Origin of the sequence: Agrobacterium sp. MA01 (assembly GCF_009650195.1) — a bacterium.
In the GTDB taxonomy this organism is placed as follows: Bacteria; Pseudomonadota; Alphaproteobacteria; order Rhizobiales; family Rhizobiaceae; genus Allorhizobium.
Genome location: NZ_CP045854.1, coordinates 3,187,539 through 3,208,207 on the forward strand (window position 1 = coordinate 3,187,539; position 20,669 = coordinate 3,208,207).

The following is a 20,669-nucleotide window of genomic DNA, read 5'->3' on the forward strand; positions in this document are numbered from 1 at the left end:
CTCACCCGCGCCCGACGCTTTTCACGCCGCCCATGGGGGGAAATCGTAACATTTCGAAGAGTCCATGGGTGGAAAGCCACCCATTGATTGTCCCCACAGACGGGAACCGAACCGATCTTGGCCTCAGCCTCAGCCGTCGATAGCCAGATTCTTGTCCAACCCGTGTTTCTGCATCTTCTCGTAGAGCGTCTTTCGCGAGATGCCGAGCTGTTCATAGACAGGCTTCAACGCACCCCCATGGGCTGCAATCGCGCTGGCGATCAATTGCTTTTCATAGGCTGCCACCTTCTCGGCAAGACGTGTGGCCGCGGCATCAGGATCGGTCGCGACGTCGAGCCCAGTTTCAATGCCGAGCACGAGACGATCGGCAGCATTCCTCAGCTCGCGCACATTGCCCGGCCAGTCGCGCTCGGCGATTTCGGACAGGATCTCCGGCTCGACCTCCATGTCATCGCGACCGTACCGCGCGGATGCTTCGCGCACCAGATGCAGGAAAAGGAGCGGAATATCTGCCCGTCGCTGCGAAAGCGACGGCACCCTGAGCGTCGCGACGTTCAGCCGGTAGAAGAGATCGGCGCGAAATCGCCCGGCAGCCACCTCGCTTTCGAGATCGACCTTGCTGGTGGCCAGGAAGCGGACGTCGAGCGGCACGGTCTCGTTGGACCCGAGCCGCGTGATGGTCCGCTCCTGCAGGACACGCAGGAACTTCGCCTGCAGGTCGAAGGGCATGGAGCCGATTTCGTCGAGCAGGATCGTCCCGCCGCGACCATGCTCGAACTTGCCGTAGCGCGCACGGATCGCGCCTGGAAAGGCTCCCGCCTCATGGCCGAAGAGCTCGCTCTCGATAAGCGTCTCCGGCAGCGAGGCGCAGTTGATCGCAATGAAGGGTCCTTTTGACCGCGCACTGACATCGTGCAGGCTGCGTGCCACAACCTCCTTGCCAGCACCCGTCTCGCCAATGATCAGTGCATCCGCCTCGGTGGCGCCGATGGCGCGGACACGGTAGCGCAGGTCGACCATGACGGGCGTGCGCCCCGGAAGCCGCGTCTCGATATCGTCGCGCTTGCCCGCGACCGCCCTCAGGCGCCGGTTCTCAAGCACCAGCGACCGGCGGTCGAGTGCATGTCGCACGACACCGGCGAGCGCCTGGCTGGCAAACGGCTTCTCGATGAAGTCATAAGCGCCTTCACGCATCGCCTTGACGGCAAGCTGCACCTCGCCATGTCCGGTCACGAGAATGACGGGGATCTCGTGATCGAGTTCGCGGATGCGGTGGAGAAGCGTCATCCCGTCCATGCCCGGCATGCGGATGTCACTCACGACCACGCCATCGAAACCGAAGCCGACCCGCGAGAGGATTTCCTCTCCGGAGGCGAAGGCCTTGACCTGCAGGCCGTGCAGTTCGAGCGCCTGACTGGTGGAGAAGCGCAGCTCCTCCTCGTCATCGACGAGCAAGACCTGTCCTGAATTCATTCCGCTGCCTCGTTCAATGCTTCCGCTTGGAGGAGTTCGATCCGAAACAACGCGCCGCCGCCTTCCCGTTTGCCGACTGTCAGGCTACCGCCGAAATCCTTGATGATATTGTACGAAATGGAAAGACCGAGACCAAGCCCCTTACCCACGCCCTTGGTGGTGAAGAAGGGATCAAAGATGCGCTCGACGATCGCCGGCGGGACGCCCGGGCCGCGGTCTGCGATCTCGATCACCACGCGTCCCTGTGTGCTCCGCGCCGAAAGCTCGATCTTGCGGTCCTCCAACCCCTCCACGGCATCGCAGGCATTGGTGAGGATGTTGACCAGAACCTGCTGCAGACGCACGGGGCCACCCTGAACGGCCGGCAGACCGGGCTCGAAACTGAGAGACAGGCTGGCATCGGCGGTTCCGAGGCGGGCCGAGACGATTTCAAGCGTCTCGCGGACCACCTCTTCGATAGAGATCGGGCCAAGCTTTTCGTTCGGCTTGCGGGCGAAGTTGCGGAGGTGGCGCGAGATCGAGGCCATGCGGTCGATCAGGCTGGAGATGCGCCCGAGATTGTCGCGTGCTTCTGATATCCTGTTGCGATCGATCAGCATCGTTGCGCTGTCGGCATAGGTCTTGGCGGCGGCGAGCGGCTGGTTGAACTCATGCGACAGAGCCGCCGACATCTGGCCGAGACCGGCGAGCTTGCCAGCCTGGATGAGATCCGCCTGGGTCTGGCGCAATTGCAGGTTGACACGCGCGAGATCGGCCGTCCGCTCCTCGACCCGCCGCTCCAGTTCGGCCTGCGCCTCGATCTGCATGTGCATCCGCTCCTGCAGCCGGGCGCGACGCTGGATGACAACGGCGAGCCCAAGAACGAAGAGGCAGAGAAACAGCAGGATTGCGACCAGCATGGTTCGCGCCTGAGCGTGGATCGTGCCGGTGTCGAAAAGCACTTTCACGGTCCAGTCGGCATCCGGCATATAGTGTTGCAGGACGAGATATTCGCGATTTCCATCGCTCTGGTTGATGGTCATCAACACATGATCGTCGAGTGCGCCACGCTTGATCGGCAGGTCCCGCAGGACGGCGTCCGAATACCGTCGCGAGGCCGAGGTGCGTTCGAGCCGTTCAGGTGTCAGCGGCAGCACCGAGGCATAAAGCCATTCCGGATTGCCGGTCATGAAGATGATCCCCTCGGGATCATGCACCAGGATCTTGTATTCACCGCCGCGCCAGGACGTTTCGATATCTTCGATGTCGACCTTGAAGGCGATGACGCCGCGAACTGCGCCATTCACTTCGATCGGCGAGGAGAAATAGTAGCCGCGTTTGGCCGATGTCGTGCCAAGAGCGTAGAAGCGCGCCTGCTTGCCCGCAGCCGCTTCGAAAAAATAGGGGCGATAACTGAAATTCTCGCCGACGAAGCTCGCCTCACCGTCAAAATTGCTGGCCGCGATCGTGTTTCCATCCATCGTCATCACATAGATATCGGAGGATTCGAGCAGCGTGTTGATCTCCTTGAGATAGCGATTGGTCGCATCGCGAAGGGCCGGATTGCCCGGGTCCAGCACAAGCTCCTTCATGTCGTCATGGTCGGCGATCAACGCTGGCAGGGTCTCATAGCGGCTGAGATGGCCCGATAGCGCCGAAGTCGCCAGGCGCAGCGCACTGTTGGCCTGCAGCGACGCTTCGTCCATGACCTTGCGCGTCATCAACCGATTGCCGACAGTCATCAGCGCCAGGCTCGCGGCAAGCAGTACGAGGACAAGCGCAATGATCATGCGCCGGGCCACAGCCAATCGCCGTGCGGGTGGTACCATTCCGATCGTCAAATGCGCGCTCCTCATCGTCCCGAGGATAACTGCCCGGCTGCAGCTTTCCAAGCCGGCTTGCACGCGCGACTGTCTGCTCGCAAAAAAGCCGCCGACCCACAGGGAACGGCGGCTCATGATCTTGCAGCGATCGACGGCAATCAGGCGGCGCGATGCTGCGTGTGCGTGGCCTGCTGACGGCGGCCTTCGGGAGCCAGCTTGAACTGGTTGACAAGCTGCATCAGCGCATCCGCCTCGTCGGCTAGTTGACGGGTCGCGGCATTGGTTTCCTCCACCATCGCGGCATTGCGCTGGGTCATCTGGTCCATCTCGTTGACGGAAGAGTTGACCTCGGCCAGCGCATTCGACTGGTCGCGGCTGGCCATGGCGATAACCGAGACGCGGTCGGCGACGGTGATGATGTTGGCCGAGATCTCGGCGAGCACAGAACCCGTCTGCTGGACCAGCTTGGCGCCGGAAGAGACTTCCGTGCTCGACTTGTGGATCAGGTCCTTGATCTGCTGGGCAGCCCCCGCCGATCGCTGTGCGAGCTCGCGCACTTCCTGGGCGACGACCGCAAAGCCCTTGCCGGCTTCGCCCGCACGCGCTGCTTCAATGCCGGCATTGAGCGCCAGCAGGTTGGTCTGGAAGGCGATCTCGTCGATCACGTCGATGATCTGGACGATCTGGCCCGAGGCATCCTCGATGCGGCCCATGGCGTCGATGGCGTTTCCGACAACCGTCGACGAAGTGTCCGCGCGGCCCTTGGTATCAGCGACGATGTTGTTCACTTCCTCGGCCCGCTCCGCAGACGACTTGACGGTCACCGTGATCTCGTCGACGGCAGCGGCCGTTTCCTCGAGCGAGGCCGCCTGCTGCTCGGTGCGCTTGGCGAGTTGGTCGGCTGCACTGCTCATCTCGGCGGCGTTGCGCTGGATCATGTAGGTATTCGAGCGGATCTGCGTCATCGTATCCTGCAGGTGCTCGAGCGACTGGTTGAAATCGTTGCGCAACTGCTCGAGACGGCCGTGGAACGGCGTGTCGATGGTTTCGGAGATGTCGCCCTTGGCGAGACGGCCGAGACCGGTGGCCAGCGCATTGACGGCGAAGTCGATCTGGCGATCGATCTCCTGCTTTTCGAGATCGTTGCGACGACGCTCGTCCTCCGCCTGAGCGCGCTCGGCTTCGCTGCGGCTCTCGATTTCGATCTTCGAGAGTGCGTTCTGCTTGAAGACGCCGAGCGCACGGGCCATCTCGCCGATCTCGTCAACACGGGCTTCGCCGTTGATCTTCGTATCGAGAACACCTTCGGCCAGGCGACGCATGGCGCCAGTGATCTGGCCGATCGGCCCCTTGAAGGTCATCACAAGGCCGATGCCGGCGAAGATGGAGATCAGGATGCCGAGTGCCGTTGCGCTGATGGAAATCGAGTTGGCTTCCTGACGTTCCTGCCCAGCCGAAACCTTCTGCATTTCGGCGAAGGTCGTGAGTTGCTGCCAGATGATGTTGAGGTCAGCGGCCGCCTCTTCGAAGCTTGCCTTCCGTTCCTGGCTTACCTTTACGAGTTCAGCACTCGCGCCAATCATCGTATCGACAGCAGGGCCGAGATCCTTCTTCACCTGCATCAGGATCGGCTGATCCGCAGCGGTCTTGTCCAGTGCGCCAAGGAACTTCTTCACCGCGTTGAACTGCTGCTCCAGCAGCATGCGGTTCTGCTCGGTCGGCTCCAGCAGGAAACGGGCCATCATGATCTGCACGGCGTAGCCGGCGGCCATGACCTGTCGCCCGTCTTCGATGACGGCCTGGGCCTTGGCAAGCGGCGCATCGAGTTCGCCAAACTTGATCGTCGCTTCCTTCATCTTCTGCTGTGCTGCGAGGCCGAGATAGGCGTTGAGCTGCGTGAAATTGCGCAGCTGACCGGCCATTCTCTTGAGAGCATCCTCGGACTTGTCATTGGTGGCAAGCGCTGCCTTCAGGTCACCGCCGATCTTTTCCAGCGTCTTGGCGGCCGACAGGTTCGCCTTCGGCAGCACCTCCACCAGCACCTGCTGGCGGGCAATAATTTCGTCGATACGCTCCCCAATAACGGCGAATTTCTCATCCGGCGTCTTGGCCTTGGTGAATGCGGAATTGGTTTCCGTCAGAAAGGTACCGGTGCTGCGGATGCTTTCGGCGTCTCGCAGCATGGTCTTGGCCGATGCATCATCCGCCTGCACAGCGCGCTCCATGGTGGCCATGGCGGCCGTGACGCGTCCCTGAGCGACGACGACCTGTTTGCCACCCTTCTGCAGGGTCTCGACAAGGGCGGTCTCGGACGCATGGAGCCTCCAGAGATCGTCGATATGGACAAAGACCTGATCGATCAGCTTGCCGGCCTCTTCGAGTTCACCACGACCATCGGCGTCGGGAGCAAGCTGCGCAAGCGTGCTGTCCAGATCACGTCGCTGCTGCTCGAGGCGACCAGTCAGATCAGCCTTGGCCTCTTCGGTCGTATTGGCGAGAAAGCTGCTCATGGAGGCGGAGACGTCGCGGAAACCGCTTAAGGACTGGAGTACGCTGTTCGAGATTTCGATGCGGCCCTGCAGCAGTCCCGATGCATAGAGCCCGGTAAAGCCGACGGCGGAAATGCTGATGACGAAAGGCAGAATGAAAATCAGCACCTTCGTCTGGATGTTAAAGCGCGACAATATACGGTCAATGAACACGGTCTTGGTCTCCTCCGACATCGGCGACGAGCAAAGTGTGCTGTCGTCGAAGTCCATGTCTGAATCGCACGGAGCATGGGCAAGGAAGACTAATATGAGTTTAATAAGACCGCTCAAATTGGCGCATGGGCAGTGCTGGAGACCGATCCGAACGACCCGCCAGACCACAACCAAAAATAGAGATTGCGCACACAATGAGGGGCACACGAGATGGACGATCCCGCATGCCCCAACTTAAGCCTGTCTCCCGACCATAAGAGGAGGATGTCAGCGCATATCCTCGATGGCGACCGCATCGACATCGGTATAGTCGACATTGTCGCCGGCCATGGCCCAGATGAACGAATAATTCGCCGTGCCGGCCCCGGAATGGATCGACCAGCCGGGGGAAAGGACAGCCTCTTCGTTCTTCATGATGATATGCCGCGTCTCGTCCGGTTCGCCGAACAGATGGAAGACACGGGTCTTCTCCGCCATGTCGAAATAGAGATAGACCTCCATACGCCGGTCATGGATGTGGCAGGGCATGGTGTTCCAGACCGATCCCTTGGCCAGACTCGTCATCCCGACCACCAACTGGCAGGTCTTCACGCCGTCGGGATGAACGAACTGGAAGATCGAGCGCTCGTTGCTGGTTTCCTGAGCGCCGAGATCGAGCCGCTTGGCGTCACCGATACCGATGTGGCGGGCCGGATGGCGGGTATGTGCCGGAGCACTGAGCAGGTAGAACTTTGCTGGCTCATCAGCCGAGATGGAGGCGAAACTGACCGACGACCCCATACCGGCATACACCATGTCCCGGGTGCCGGCTTCGAACCGTTCTCCGTCAACCGTCACGACGCCTGCCCCGCCGATATTGACCGCAATCATCTCACGACGCGCGAGAAGCTCCGGCGTACCAGCCGGCTTGATCGTTTCGAGCGGCAGTTCCAAGGCGAGCGGCACGGCCCCACCGACGATCATGCGATCGTAGTTCGTATAGTGAAGCTGGATGCGGCCCGGCACGAAGAGCGGCGGCAGCAAAAAATTCGAACGCAATTCATCCGTGCCGAAACCGGCAGCGGTCAACGGATCGATGGCGAAGCGATTGGTAAAATCGGTGTGCGACATCATTCCTCCCATACATGTTATGTGAAGTTATCATACATGTTGTGCATCGCGCGGCAAGGGAGAAAATCGTTCATCTGGCGACACGCGACAGCGGACTGTGTGTGCGCCATGAGAAAGTCATAAGACAGGTTGTCAGCCACGCGGCAACGGATAGGCCACCTGGCCATCCTCTTCGCCCCTGGGAAAGGCGCCCTCCCGGTTGCGCCGTTCGGCGTCCCGGTATCCCTGCGGACTGATCCCGATATAGCGCTTGAACATGCGGGAGAAGTAATAGGCGTCCGCATAGCCGGAGAGAGCGGCCGCCCGCTTCACCGTGCATCCACCGGCTAGCAACCCCATGGCGCGCTCCATGCGCTTGAACTCCTGGAACTTGTCCATGGTCCAGCCGACGCGCTTACGGAATTCGCGCTTGAAGTAATCCGGATTGTAGGGTGCTGCCGCAAGAACCTGGACGGTGATCGCCTCGTTCAGCGGATCGGCGGCAATCTGGCTGGCGGCAACCATGATCGCCAGCGACAGCTGGTCGGGATTGGCGACCGTCCCGACCGACTGCTCACGCCAACCGATGAAGGCCTGTTCGATATATTCGATCAGCAGGAACATGAAGACATGCTGCTGCTGCAGGCTCGTCGAATAGGGCGGCGCCGTCTCGCGAAAGTGCCGGACCACTTTTTCCAGCATGTCCCAACGCGCGAGCTTCACCGACAAGGCGAGATCCATCTGGGCGATGAGGTCGAGGCGACCGAAGAGATCCACCGTGAAATGCTGCGCAACCCCGGTATAGGGCTCAACCGAAGCCGACCGCCCGACGAACCGCGTATCGGCCGGCAAAAGCATCGCCGAACCCGGCTCCATCTCCACCGTCTTCCCCTCGACTTCATAGATCCCGCGACCGCTCAGACAGATCACGAGATCATGCACCCGGTTCGATTTGTCGATCGACCAGGTCTGCGAATGCTGCATGCGTATGGTCGAACGTGTCAGGTTGAGCGCCAGCGCCTGCATCGGAATGCCGCTGAGAACACTACCTTCAGTTTCGTCCATCATTTTTCCCCTATTTGTCGATTTCCGCACGAGACGTCTAAAGAGATATTAGACACAGGACCGGTCGACTTGGGAAGACCGGGGAGGATATCAGGAGGAGGAGGGTAGACGGCGAGACGGGCCACGGAGGTAGCCGGTCGACGCATCGTCCACCCTGCATATTGCGATGCAGAAAACGGAATACACGCGCCCCGTCACCATCGCCTATATCGGCGGCGGCTCGCTCAACTGGGCGACGAAACTGATGGGCGACCTCGCCCAGGATGGAACGGTGCCGGCGACAGTCCGGCTCTATGACCTCGACCATGCGGCCGCCGAGCGCAACGCCCGTATCGGCACCCGCTATGCCGCCCGCAGCGAGGCCGGGGCGCCCGTCACCTATACGGCAGAACGCACGCTTGAAGCCGCCCTCACCGGTGCAGACATCGTCATCATCTCGATCCTGCCGGGCTCCTTCGAGGACATGGCGAACGACATTGCGATCCCCGAGCGCTATGGCATCCACCAGTCGGTCGGGGACACCGTCGGCCCCGGCGGCTTCATCCGCGCCATGCGGGCGATCCCGATGATCGCCGAAATCGGCCGCGCCATCGCCCGCCATTGCCCTGAAGCCTATGTCTGCAACCTGACCAACCCGATGTCCGTGTTAACGGGTACGCTCTACGCGGTCTTTCCGGAGATCCGTGCCTGGGGGTCCTGCCACGAGGTCATCAAGACCCGCAAGATCATGGCTTACCTCGCCAACCGCCAGGCAGGCGAAGTGCTCTACGGCTACCGCGATGCCAAGGTGAACGTGCTCGGCATCAACCACTTCACCTTCGTTGATCGGGCCGCTGTTGGCGGTATCGACATGATGCCGGCCTATCTCGATTTCGCGAGAGAGCATCATGCGACCGGCTGGCGGGAGTCGCCGCTCGATCCTGCAAACGAACACGATCGCTACTTCACCGACAGCTTCCTCGTGAAGTTCGATCTCTCGCTTCGCTTCGGCATAGCGGCAGCTGCCGGCGACCGCCATCTCGTCGAGTTCCTGCCCCAGTCGTGGTATCTCGATGATCACGCCGCATGGAAATTCGGCCTGACCCCGGTGGAGTTCCGCATGCGCGAGCGAAAGGAAAAGGTCGATTATGCCGATGCTCTGGACAAGGGCGCCGACCTGCCGCCAGTCCGCGCCTCGGATGAAGCCATCGTCGAGCAGATCAAGGCTCTGATGGGCGGCCCCGAGCATGTGAGCAACGTCAACCTGCCGAACCGGGGGCAACTCGCCGGCTTTGCAGAGGGCACGATCGTCGAAACAAACGCCCGCTTCAGTGCACTCGGCATCCAGCCCATCGTTGCCGGACGATTGCCGCAGGCACTCGAGCTGCTCGCCCGCCCCCATGCCGACCGGCAAACCGCGCTTGTCGAGGCGGTACTGGCTGACGATGTCGACGCGCTCTTGCCGCTCTTTGTCTCGGATCCGCTCGTCGCCGCCCTGCCCCAGGACAAGGCTACCCGCCTCTTCCGCGAGATGGTGACGGCCACCCAGCATCGTCTGCCTCAAACATTGGCGAGAGCCGGAGGTGCAGCATGAGCGGAGACAGCCGTTATCTCGGGCTCTTCTATCTGGCGCCCTACATCATCGGGTTGCTGATCTTCACGGCGCTGCCCTTCGTCATCTCGCTCTATCTGAGCTTCACCGACTACAATCTGATGAGCGCGCCGATCTTTACCGGCCTGGACAACTACATCAGGCTCTTCACGAGCGATCGTACCTTCATCAAGTCGCTCAGCGTCACCCTGTTCTATGTCTTTGTCACGGTGCCGCTGGAGCTGTGTTTTGCACTCTTCATTGCGGTGATCCTGAATTACAAGCTGAAGTTCATCAATCTCTACCGCACGGCCTTCTACGTGCCCTCGATCCTTGGTGGCTCGATCGCCATTGCCGTTCTATGGCGCTACATGTTCGCCGATGTCGGCCTGATCAACATGGGTCTCGCAACAATCGGCATCGAACCGATCAACTGGTTCGGCGACCCGACCAATGCCATGTTCACGATCACCCTGCTGCGCGTATGGCAGTTCGGCTCGGCCATGGTGATCTTCCTCGCCGCACTCCAAAGCATCGACAAGAGCCTTTACGAGGCCGCCGCGATCGACGGTGCCGGCAAGTGGAAGAGCTTCGTCTACATCACCCTGCCGCTGATCACGCCTGTCATATTCTTCAACCTGATCATGCAGATGGTCCAGGCCTTCCAGGAGTTCAACGGCCCCTACATCATCACACAGGGCGGCCCGCTGAAAGCCACCTATTTCCTGCCGATCTACATTTATGACGAGGCCTTCCTGCGCTTCGACATGGGCTATGCCTCGGCCATCGCCTGGGTGCTCTTCCTCATCATCATGGCGCTCACCCTTATTGCCTTCTGGTCCTCGCGCCACTGGGTCTACTACGCCGGCGACAAGCGGAGCTGATCATGACAGACCACGCCCTCCCCCACGTGACCGCAGACATCGACGAAGTCGACAAAATCAATCGTCGCGATCTGCGCCGACAGAAGCTGACTACCGTGTTCCGTTATGCCCTTTTGACACTGGTCGGCCTCATCATGCTCTATCCGCTGGTCTGGCTGATCGGCGCTTCGTTCAAGACCAATTCGGAGATTTTCGCCAACCCGGGTTTCTGGCCGGACAACCCGACGGCGGATGGCTATATCAGGGGCTGGCAGACCTCGACGCCCTACACCTTCGGTACCTTCTTCCTGAACACGCTCTGGATCGTGCTGCCGAAGATCATCGGCACGGCGATATCCTGCACCGCTGTCGCGTATGGCTTCGCCCGCTTCGATTTTCCGTTCAAGAAGCTGCTCTTCGCAACCCTGATCGCGACGCTGCTCCTGCCGAATGTCGTCACCCGCATTCCGCAGTACCTGCTGTTCCGCGATCTCGGCTGGCTGGATACCTATCTGCCGCTCTGGGTCCCCTCCGCCTTCGCCGGCGACGCCTTCTTCGTCTTCATGCTGGTGCAGTTCCTGCGCGCCATTCCTCGTGACATGGAGGAAGCAGCGCGCGTCGACGGCGCCAATACCTGGCAGGTGCTGGTCTTCATCGTCATTCCGCTGCTGATGCCGGCCCTGATTTCGGTCTGCCTCTTCCAGTTCATGTGGACGATGAACGATTTTCTGGGACCGCTGATCTACATATCCTCGGTCGACAAGTTCCCCGTTTCCCTGGCGCTGAAGCTCTCGATCGACACGACAGAGGCCTTCGAATGGAACCGGGTGCTGGCGATGTCGGTGCTGACACTTCTGCCCGCTCTCACCGTCTTCTTCCTCGCCCAGAAATACTTCATCGACGGCATCTCCGCCGGCGGCATCAAGGGATAAGCTCATGGCCCGGTTGCAACTGAAAAACCTCGAAAAAGACTATGGCGCCTTCCGTGCCGTGCATGGCATCAACCTCGAAGTCGAAGACGGCGAGTTCATGGTCCTGGTCGGCCCCTCCGGCTGCGCCAAGTCGACAACGCTGCGCATGATCGCCGGCCTCGAACGGATCACAGGCGGCGAAATCCGCATCGGCGGAGAGCTTGTCAACGACAGAGCCCCCGGCGATCGGGGTATCTCCATGGTCTTCCAGAACTACGCGCTCTATCCGCATATGAAGGTGAAGAAAAACCTCTCCTTCTCCATGCGCCTCAAGCGCCGCCCGCAGGCGGAAATCGACGAGGCGACTGACAAGGTGGCGGGCACGCTGGAGATCGGCGCCCTGCTCGACCGCCTGCCGAAGCAGCTCTCCGGCGGTCAGGCCCAGCGCGTCGCCGTCGGGCGTGCGCTAATCAAGAAGCCGCAGGTCTTCCTCTTCGACGAGCCACTCTCCAACCTTGACGCCAAGCTGCGCGCCTCCATGCGCGTGCGCATCACCGATCTGCACAAGCAGTTGAAGGCCGACGGCATGGCGGCGACCGTCATTTATGTCACTCACGACCAGACCGAGGCCATGACCATGGGCGACCGGATCTGTGTCATGAAGGACGGCCACATCATGCAGGTGGCCGATCCTGTCACCCTTTACAATCGCCCGGCCAACGCCTTTGTCGCAGGCTTCATAGGCAGCCCGGAAATGAACCTGATCTCGGCTGAGCTCTCTGGAAACGGCGAACTCGTCACGGCCGGGCAGACACTCTCCATCGTCAACGGTCTCAGCGAGCGGTTGCACACCGACGCCCCACGCGAAGTGACGATCGGCATTCGCCCGCAGCACTTGCGCATCACGCCACCCGAGACCCCGGGCACGCTGTCGGGGCGCATCAGTCATGTCGAGTTCATGGGCCACGAAGTCTATCTCTACGTGGATATCGGCGGCGAACGTCTCATCGCCGTCGTGCCCTCCAGCCAATATGACCGGTCCGCCATCCGCGACGACCGCGTCTGGCTGAGCCCGGATATCCGGTCCACGCACATCTTCAACCGAATGACGGGCGAGAACATCTCGCTCGCCGACTGAAGCCGTCATCGTTCTAACTTGGGAGGAGCCAGAATGAGAACCTTGATCATGACCGCCGCACTTCTTGCGGCAACCAGCCTGAGCACTGCCTATGCTGCCGATCTTCGCATGTCCTGGTGGGGCAGCGACGATCGTCATATCGCAACGCAGGAAGCCTTGAAGCTCTGCGGCGGCAAGTTCGGCCATACCATCTCGCCGGAATTCACCGGCTGGACCGGCCACCAGGAGAAGATCACCACCCAGCTCGCCGGTCGCACCGAAGCCGACATCATGCAGATCAACTGGCCCTGGCTGCCGATCTTCTCGAAGAACGGCGACGGTTTCGTCGATCTCAACCAGTTCAAGGACGTCATAGACCTCAGCCAATGGGCAGAGGCGGATCTGAAGAGCGGCAGCGTTGACGGCAAGCTGAACGGCCTGCCGGTCTCGACCACCGGTCGCGTCTTCATGTTCAACAAGACCACCTATGACAAGGCGGGCCTTGCCATCCCCACCACCTGGGACGAACTGCTCGCCGCAGCCCCGGTCATGAAGGAAAAGCTCGGCCAGGATTACTATCCCTTCGAAGGCACAGCCCTCGATGCCCGTCTGATCGTGATCCTGCGCACCACCCAGAAGACCGGCAAGGACCTGATCGATCCCGCCACCAACCAGGTCGCCTGGACGGTAGAAGAGCTGGCCGATGGCCTGAAATTCTACCAGACCATGGTCGACCAGGGTGTCATCAAGTCCTGGAAGGACGTCGCCGCCGGAGGCAATGCGCCACTGCATGAAAACCCGGCCTGGGCCAGCGGCAAGATCGCCGGCACCTATCAGTGGGACAGCACCTACGGCAAGATCGCCGGTCCGATGGAAGACGGCCAGCAACTCGTGCCGGTCAAGCTCCTTCAGGTTGAAGGCGCAACAACCGAAGGTGTTTACCGCAAGCCCTCCATGCTCTTCGCCATCTCGAAGAACAGCAAGGAGCCGAAGGCGGCAGCCGAAATCGTCAACTGCCTGCTGAACGATCCGGAAGCCATCAAGATCCTCGGAGCGACCCGTGGCGTACCCTCGAGCAAGATCGCGCTCGACGAACTGACCAAGGCAGGCTCGATCAAGCCGGTTCAGGTCGAAGCCAACAAGATCGTGCTGGATGGCGCTGGCGTCGGCGTCTCGCCGCTCAACGAGCATCCGCGCGTGACAGATGTCTTCGACAGCACCTTCGAAGCCTTCGCCTATGGCCAGGCTTCGGCCGAAGACGCCGCCGCCGAGATCATCGACGGCATCAACAGCGCGCTGACCGGCATCTGAGGAGGACGATCTTGACCGACGGCCCTATCCAGCTGCTGCACCGGACTTCTAGGACAGCAACCCTCACGATCGAGGCAGACGCACATCTGTTCGCTCTCGACCGGGTGTTGCCCTGGGTGCTGCAGCTGGGAGACGGCACGACGGTCAAGACCGGCAGCGCGACCTCGGTCGTGCTGTCCCTCGACGGTCTCGAATCGGAGAGCGAGTACCGCTTCTCGACGGCGATCGGTGGGACGACCTTCCGAACAGCCGACGAGCCGGCCTTGGTCGATATCCGCGACCACGGCGCAAGCCCTGACAGCCTCGACAATACCTCGGCGATCCAGTCCGCGATCGCTGCGGTGCCGGCGGGTGGAACACTCCGGCTGCCCGCCGGCTCCTGGACTTCAGGCCCGCTTTTCCTGAAGAGTGACATGACGCTGCTGATCGAGGACGGCGCGGTTCTGCAGGACATCGGCACACGCGAGGGGCGCACGATCCTATCCGCCCGGCATCCGGACGGACGCGTGCTCGGCACCTGGGAAGGGGTCGCGGAAGCTTGCTTCGCCAGCCTCCTCAACGCGATCGATTGCGATAATCTCACCATCTGCGGCAAAGGTATCGTAGACGGCGGCGGCGACCGCGGCGACTGGTGGACCTGGCCGAAGGAAACCCGCGACGGAGCCCGGCGCCCGCGCACGATCTTCCTGTCGGGCTGTCGCGATCTGACCATGACTGGCATCACCGTTCAGAATTCCCCCTCCTGGACCGTGCATCCGGTGCTTTGCGAGGATGTTCTCGCGGCGGGACTGACGATCCGCAACCACCCGGACTCGCCCAATACCGACGGGCTGAACCCTGAATCCAGCCAGAACATTCGCCTTGTTGGCCTCGATATATCCGTCGGCGACGATTGCGTGGCGATCAAGGCCGGCAAGCGCGATCCGCGCGGCGGCCCGGATCGGCCGACCCGCAATGTCGAGATCCGCAACTGCCTGATGCAGCGTGGCCATGGTGCCGTGGTCATGGGCAGCGAGATGAGCCAGGGGATCAGCGACGTCACGATCAGTCGCTGCCATTTCATCGGCACGGACCGGGGCCTGCGCATCAAGACCCGGCGTGGCCGTGGCGGTAGCGTCTCCAACATCCGTGTCCATGACTGCCGCATGCAGGATGTCGCGACCCCGATCGCCGTCAACGCCTTCTACTTCTGCGATGCCGATGGCCGCTCCGACTACGTCCAATCCCGCGCCGCCCTGCCCGTCTCGGCCACCACGCCGAAGATCGAGGGGATCGACATCCGCAATCTCGAGGTTTCAGGCGCCGAAACAGCGGCAGCCGTCTTCTACGGGCTTCCGGAATCGACGATCGACGCAGTGTCGATCGACGGTATGCGCATCGCCTATAGCGCCGATGCAAAACCCGCCGTGCCGGAGATGGCCTGTCATCTGCCGGAGCTGCGCCATGCCGGCATCATTGCCGAAAACACGAGGTTCAGTCGTCTGACGCGCCTCTCACCCGCTTCCATTCACCCGGACCCATGAAGACCGATGCTAATTTCCTATTTCGACGACTACGCCCGCGACTACGAACCCTACAAGGCAGGTGCCTGGTGTTATGAGGACGGCTGCCTCTATCGTGGCCTCATCACGCTGCACGAAGCGACGGGGGACCGGCGCTGGCTCGACCACCTGACCCGTCTGGTGGACGCCCAGGTGGATGCCGACGGCGGTCTTGCTGACTACAGGATCACCGAATTCAACATCGACAACATTCAACCTGGACATGCACTGCTTTACCTCCACCGGCTGACCGGCCAGGCCAGCTATCTGGATGCAGCACGACAGCTCGGTCGACAGTTGACCCATCATCCCCGCATCGCAAGCGGCCCCTATTGGCACAAGCTGCGCTACCCGCATCAGGTCTGGCTGGATGGCCTCTATATGGCCATGCCGTTCAAGGTCGAGCTTGGCCTGGCATTGGGTGATCAAAGCCTCATGGACGACGCTATCGCCCAGTTCAACACGGCGCTGGACCTGACTTTCGACACAGCCTCCGGCCTCTATCGCCACGGCTACGACGAGTCGCGACTGCAGGACTGGGCCGATCCCAATACCGGCCTGTCGCCGGCGCATTGGGCCCGTTCCATCGGCTGGCTGGCCATGGCCTTTGTCGACGTGATCGAGCATCTGCCGGAGGGCGATATACGCCGCCACCTGTCGGCGCGGTTGGCAGCGCTTAACGATCGGCTCGCCGCCCTGATGACAAAGGATCATCGCTGGCTGCAGGTGATCGATGCGCCAGATACGAGGGACAACTACCCAGAAAGTTCGGCAACGGCCATGTTCGCCTACGCCCTGCAGAAGTCCGAGCGCCTCGGCATCGACCGACATGCGGCCCTTGGGCGGTCAGCGCTTCAAGCACTTGCAGATCTCGAAGTCAGACCTGTCGAGGGCGGGCGGCGGCAGTTGCAGAATGTCTGCTGTGTCGCGGGCCTCGGCCCCTTCCACGGTATCTATCGCGATGGCAGCGTTGCCTATTACCTCACCGAAGCCATCCGCCCCGACGACATCAAGGGTGTTGCTCCGCTGATGATGGCTGAGGCCGAGCGTCTACTCGCAAAAGGCACCGCCCTTGCCCAAAAAGGCGAGGGATGGCGACCGCCGGCGGTGAACGCCGTCTGACGCGGAGCATATGGACCGCCGGCGGGGGAGCCGACGGTCCTGTCTTGAAGCTCAACTCGCAGCCTTCTGCTCGACATCCGATGCCGCACCCGGACGGACATCCGTCCAACCGAGATTGCCGGCATAGCGCCAGGCCATCTGACCCTGCTCGTCGAGCGTGAAGAGATGCAGCCAGCCATTGTCGAACAGGGCGCGCACCTGGGCATGCCGCTTGAGGATGTCGGCGATCGCCTCCTTGGGCGCCTCGACGGCAACCGTCAGACGCAGTGGCTCGTGGACGAAATTCTCCCCGTCGTGGACCGACTGCCAGGGGAGCCCGGCCCGCATATTGCCACCATTGCCCTCGACGACGCCGATGCCACCGACGACATTGTGCAACAGCTTGTTGCCAGCACCAAAGAGCGACGGCGCAACCGACGAGCCGAAATACTGCAGGCTGATCCAGCTCGCAACGACGACGGGAGCCGTCAGGATCAGTTCGAGGATCTTGAAGCCCTCGTCCTTCTTCCAGACATAGTCATGCAGGAAGGCCTGACCTTCCAGCGACCGGCCTGCCGTCCTTGTGCGCGGTGCCGCGATGAAGGCGCGGCAGCCCGCGAGCCCGAGCTCGGGCCGGACTTCAGACCAATCCCGACTGCGCTCGATGACGCTCTCCGCCGAAGCCCGAGGCAGACGCCGCGCCCGCTCGGCGCGCGTCAGGCGGCCGGCCTGGGCAAGCCACTGCCGGATGCGAACGATATCCTCCGCTGCGAGGTCGTTCTCCAGGTCGCCTTCGAACAGCGTCACCGTATCAGTCGTCGTATCATGCAGGCCGCCGAGGAAGACGGTATCGGTCGGGATGATGATCCCGTTCAACGCCAGCTTTTCCCGCACGGCCCGGTCGTTCAGCAGATCGGCCAGCAGACGCGCGTTGACGTCGCCCGCATAGCCGCCACAGGCGCCGCAGTGAAGGGCGCTGGCATAGGGGTTGTTGACCACATTCGCGCCATGACCGGAGACCAGCACGAAGCGGCCGAAACCTTCGGTGAGCGACATGGCCTTGAGCACGGTTTCAGCAACCACCGCCCGCGTGTCGAGATCAAGGCTCGGGGCAAAGCGCGGCTTGGCCGCATCCGGACCCTTGCCCTTGCCGAAACCGAGACCGTCGCGCATCAGCTTGCCGGCATAGACGGGGCCCATCGCCTCGACGAAGGCGAAAGAGGAAACGGCGGCCAGCTTGAAACGGCCCCAGGCGCGAGTGGCACGGGCGCTGAACCGCGCCTGCTGATCGGCATCCTCATCGTGATCGACGGCGCTGCAGCTGAAGACGGAAGGCTTCAGGAGAACCGGCAAGCGATGCTCTGATACGTCGGAGGCAAAGCCCTTGTGGCTTGCACCCAGACCAAAGAAGCCGGCAAAGCCGAGTGTGCGAACAGCAGGATCAACGCTTTCGAGCGCGCGGCGGAAGACTTCCGAGCGCACGTCGATGCAGAAGGCCGCCTGCAGGACTGGCCGCAACTCGGCAACCTTGATCGGCGAGGGTGCAGCAAGCGTGGCCGCGAGCTTCCGCTGCGCTGAGCGCTCGGCAGCGACCTGCAGCAGCCCGTCGATGACGGTATCGAAATCCGGGCTGACCGGCTCGACATGGGCGCGCCGCACCTGCTGCCACTCGCTCTCGATATCCGTCTTGTGACGCGCATAGAGCGCCTCTTCGAACACGAGCCGGATCGCCAGCAGTTCCAGCGCCGTTGTATCCGTGCGGCCCTCGACCTCGGCCTTGAACTGGATGTGGCGCGTGAATTGCGCCCAGCCCCCGACGGTCAACAGGAGCTGATGGAAATAGGTGCCGGGCTCGGCACCAAGGCCGAGGGAGACAGCCGCCCGTTCGATCGCCGCATATGGTGTCTCCGGCGTTTCGTCGACATGGATGCTGAAGCCTTTCAGGCCCAAGATTTCCGGCGTCAGGTCGTGGGTCGCAAAGGCGCGCCAGGCGGCATAGAGCCCGTTACGCCGGGAAGCGGCCCAAAGGGCCTGCCCCTGATCGAAGAAACCGGCCGCAAAGGTGCCGATGCGCTCGGAGACGAGGCCCGGCCAATCCTTGCCCGTGGCCCGCGCGGCAAGCTCCGCGATCGTCGGGAGTGGCACAACCGGCTGCAGCTCCTCACCAACGGCAGCCTTGAGCGCCGGCAGGTCGATGCGGTTGAAAAGCGCGCTCGACTGGAGCGCTGCAACCAGATCCTCATCCGTGATCTCGCCCTGGGCGATCTGGTCGGCATAATGCTTGCGCGGCAATGCCAGCCTGACGCCGCTGATCCGGGCGAGCCGGGCCGCCGTCTGGTCGAGCGTCTCGGTGATCTGGCCTAGGAAGGGGTTGACGGCAACGGTCGCTGTCAGCGGCCAGGCCGGCGGGATGGCCCGCACGGCCTGATCCGCCGCCAGCACGAGTGCTTCACCATGCAGGGTGTCCACTGTGGTCATCTCGGTCATCGGGTTCACTCCTTCACTGAAGCAGGCGTTGCGGAGGTGTTGCGCGGAAGCGTCCAGCCACCGAGCAGGCGATCGAAGAGGGCATTGACATAGAGGCCGTTGGCCAGATGGACCCTGAGGCCTGCCGCCGCCGGATGATAGGCCCAGAGCGGGAAGAGCGACTGGGCGACCGCCACCACGCCGAAGGTGACGACGGCGAGCAGCATCAGCGTCCACTCAAGCGGCCCGGGCTGTGGGGTCGCCGGCAAGGTACCAAGCATCAGACTGTCGGAAATGCGCTGCAGGGCGAAGTAGGCCGTCGCCGCCGAGATCGAGTAGAGCGAGGTTCGCCAGGTCAGCGCCCGGGGAGCCGCATCCGCCAACCCTTGAGCGATCAAGTAAGCGACGCCGAAGATCAGGATCGCCCCAAGCGCGAGCGCCTGCGGCGGCTTGTCGGCAAAGCCGAAGAGCAAACCGATCACCGCATAGATCGTCAATGCCAGCAGGAAGGCGCGGCCAACGGCCTTGGCATTGGGGATCGCGACCGGACCGGGGCGCTTGATCGAGGCAACCGTTTCGATGGCCGAGCCGGAGGCGAGGAAGGCATGTGCCTTGTAGAGCGAATGAGCGACGATGTGCAGAAGCGCGATCGGGAACAGTGCCAGGCCACATTGCAGGATCATGAAGCCCATCTGCGCGACAGTGGACCAGGCGAGCGAGGTCTTAACCGCCGACTGGGTGAGCATCACGAGACTGCCGAACAGCGCGGTGAAGCCACCAACCATGACCAGCACCGCCAGCACCACCGGCGCCTGCAGCATGACATCGGCAAAGCGGATCAAGAGGAAGCCGCCGGCATTGACGACGCCGGCATGCAGCAGAGCCGAAACCGGGGTCGGCGTTTCCATCACTTCGGTTAGCCAGCCATGGGTCGGGAACTGGGCAGACTTCAGAAGCGCAGCAAGGGCGAACAGGGCGGCGGATGCGATTGTCAGCGGCACCCCCTCGCCCTCGCGGGCCGCGGCGAGAATGGTCGCGATGTCACCGGTCCCGAAGGAGATGGCGAGAAGAATGACGGCACCGATCAGGGCGGCATCACCGACGCGCGAGACGATGAACTTCTTACGCGCCGCGCGCTGGGCGACGATCCGCTCAGGATAGAAGAGCAACAGCTGATGCAGGAGCAGGCTGGTCGCGACCCAGCCGACGACGAGCTGCAGCAGCGTGCCCGACTGGACGAGCAGAAGGACGGCGCCAAGTGTTGCCGTCATCCAGCCGGTGAACGGGCCCTGCCGCTCTTCCCCGTCGAGGAAGGTGCCGGCATAACGCAGCACCACCCAGCCGATGAAGGATACAAGCAGCAGCATCACCAAGCTGACAAGGTCAAGCCGTGACGCAAGCGCAAAGTAGCTAAATCCAATCGCCGGGCTCGTGCCCGGCCCCTGCAGCACCAGCACGACAGCGGAAAGCACGGCGACGAGGATCGAACCGAGAGCCGCGAGTTCGGCAACGCGGATCGCCTGACGCGGGCGAAGGCCGGGCGCCTGAAAGGCATAGAGCGAGGCACCGGCAAGTAGCAGCGGTGCAAGAAGCGGCAACATGTGGATCACGTGATGTCTCCGGTCTGGGCCGCTGCTTGGGAGGAGGCAGCGGCGATC

At 62.2% G+C, this 20,669-nt stretch carries 14 protein-coding genes; 7 read left to right on the plus strand and 7 right to left on the minus strand.

Going from position 1 to position 20,669, the window contains the following annotated elements:
- Positions 1-129 precede the first annotated feature (129 nt).
- From GH983_RS15425 to GH983_RS15445, 5 genes are all read right to left on the minus strand, one after another.
- Complete coding sequence (locus tag GH983_RS15425; protein ID WP_153762849.1) at positions 130-1,473, minus strand: sigma-54 dependent transcriptional regulator; 1,344 nt, start codon at positions 1,471-1,473, stop codon at positions 130-132.
- Entirely contained in the window at positions 1,470-3,242 is a 1,773-nt protein-coding gene (locus GH983_RS15430) for a sensor histidine kinase (RefSeq protein WP_153763623.1), read from the minus strand. Before GH983_RS15430 ends, GH983_RS15425 begins: the two co-directional genes overlap by 4 nt.
- A 191-nt stretch (positions 3,243-3,433) precedes the next feature.
- Positions 3,434-5,977, minus strand: coding sequence for a methyl-accepting chemotaxis protein (locus tag GH983_RS15435; RefSeq protein WP_054148010.1), 2,544 nt, complete (start codon positions 5,975-5,977; stop codon positions 3,434-3,436).
- A gap of 267 nt (positions 5,978-6,244) precedes the next feature.
- Complete coding sequence (gene kduI, locus GH983_RS15440) at positions 6,245-7,087, minus strand: 5-dehydro-4-deoxy-D-glucuronate isomerase (protein ID WP_153762850.1); 843 nt, start codon at positions 7,085-7,087, stop codon at positions 6,245-6,247.
- A 132-nt stretch (positions 7,088-7,219) separates the two neighbouring features.
- Positions 7,220-8,131, minus strand: a complete 912-nt coding sequence (locus GH983_RS15445; RefSeq protein ID WP_153762851.1) for an AraC family transcriptional regulator — start codon at positions 8,129-8,131, stop codon at positions 7,220-7,222.
- Between the two features lie 166 nt (positions 8,132-8,297).
- Here GH983_RS15445 and GH983_RS15450 point away from each other — a divergent pair, with 166 nt between their 5' ends.
- The 7 genes from GH983_RS15450 (at position 8,298) to GH983_RS15480 (ending at position 16,566) form a co-directional block, all read left to right on the plus strand.
- Positions 8,298-9,704 (plus strand): alpha-galactosidase, encoded by a 1,407-nt coding sequence (locus tag GH983_RS15450; protein WP_153762852.1) that lies wholly within the window; start codon positions 8,298-8,300, stop codon positions 9,702-9,704.
- Entirely contained in the window at positions 9,701-10,585 is an 885-nt protein-coding gene (locus tag GH983_RS15455) for a carbohydrate ABC transporter permease (protein ID WP_054147887.1), read from the plus strand. Before GH983_RS15450 ends, GH983_RS15455 begins: the two co-directional genes overlap by 4 nt.
- Before the next feature lie 134 nt (positions 10,586-10,719).
- Positions 10,720-11,496, plus strand: coding sequence for a carbohydrate ABC transporter permease (locus tag GH983_RS15460; RefSeq protein WP_348625547.1), 777 nt, complete (start codon positions 10,720-10,722; stop codon positions 11,494-11,496).
- Positions 11,497-11,500: 4 nt separating this feature from the next.
- Positions 11,501-12,613 carry an ABC transporter ATP-binding protein gene (locus GH983_RS15465; RefSeq protein WP_054147885.1) on the plus strand — a complete coding sequence of 371 codons (1,113 nt, stop codon included), beginning with the start codon at positions 11,501-11,503 and terminating at the stop codon, positions 12,611-12,613.
- A gap of 33 nt (positions 12,614-12,646) precedes the next feature.
- On the plus strand, positions 12,647-13,903 hold the full coding sequence (locus tag GH983_RS15470; RefSeq protein WP_153762853.1) for an ABC transporter substrate-binding protein: 1,257 nt from the start codon (positions 12,647-12,649) through the stop codon (positions 13,901-13,903).
- Between the two features lie 11 nt (positions 13,904-13,914).
- Positions 13,915-15,426, plus strand: coding sequence for a glycoside hydrolase family 28 protein (locus tag GH983_RS15475; RefSeq protein ID WP_153762854.1), 1,512 nt, complete (start codon positions 13,915-13,917; stop codon positions 15,424-15,426).
- A 6-nt stretch (positions 15,427-15,432) separates the two neighbouring features.
- Positions 15,433-16,566, plus strand: a complete 1,134-nt coding sequence (locus tag GH983_RS15480; RefSeq protein WP_153762855.1) for a glycoside hydrolase family 105 protein — start codon at positions 15,433-15,435, stop codon at positions 16,564-16,566.
- 51 nt (positions 16,567-16,617) lie between these two features.
- On the opposite strand, the gene GH983_RS15485 is transcribed toward GH983_RS15480, so the two are convergent.
- Both GH983_RS15485 and GH983_RS15490 read right to left on the minus strand, forming a co-directional pair.
- Positions 16,618-19,032: a YbcC family protein gene (locus tag GH983_RS15485; RefSeq protein WP_153762856.1), complete on the minus strand. Its 2,415-nt coding sequence runs from the start codon at positions 19,030-19,032 to the stop codon at positions 16,618-16,620.
- Positions 19,033-19,037: 5 nt separating this feature from the next.
- Entirely contained in the window at positions 19,038-20,612 is a 1,575-nt protein-coding gene (locus GH983_RS15490; RefSeq protein WP_210251777.1) for a proton-conducting transporter membrane subunit, read from the minus strand.
- Positions 20,613-20,669: the final 57 nt, after the last annotated feature.